Below are 537 nucleotides of genomic sequence, written 5' to 3'. Positions count from 1 at the left end.
CCAATCATCTATGTACCAAAAACAAATGATGTAACGCAACCAACGAAACAAACAGTAACGTTTGAAGGAGCTGGTTCAACCACACCAAAAGATGATGTTCAAAGCGACTATACCTTCACAGGTAAGAAGAATCAAGCAGATGGTACAACAACATGGACTGAAAACAGTCATGACTATGGCAAAGTAAAAGTCCCAGTCGTTGAACACTATTATGCGGATAAAGCTGAAGCAGGTGGTAAGACAGTTACACCAGAACACCCAGAAGCTACAGATAAAGTGGTTTATAAGGAACTCGGTAAGATCATTCCAGTTGACCCAGATGGCAACCCAATTCCAAATGCGCCAACTCCACAATATACGAATGATCCAAACGATCCAACTAAGGGTGGTGTAACACCAACACCAGTCATCCCAGGTTATGTGACAGACATTCCAAATGTAACGCCATCTAACCCAGGAACTGATACCCCAGTTGTTTACCGTAAAGCAGATCAAAAAGCAGTCATCACGTACGTTGATCAAACAACAGGTCAAACC

Annotated in this window: 1 protein-coding gene; it reads left to right on the top strand. The window is 42.5% G+C overall.

Going from position 1 to position 537, the window contains the following annotated elements:
• Nucleotides 1–537, top strand: a 537-nt coding sequence (locus AX662_RS10645) for a mucin-binding protein (protein WP_443030980.1), incomplete at both ends; no start/stop codon positions are given.

Source organism: Streptococcus sp. CCH5-D3, assembly GCF_001556435.1.
Taxonomy (GTDB): Bacteria; Bacillota; Bacilli; order Lactobacillales; family Streptococcaceae; genus Streptococcus.
Note: the sequence above shows the minus strand (reverse complement) of the source record. Positions and strands in the feature narration are given on the sequence as shown.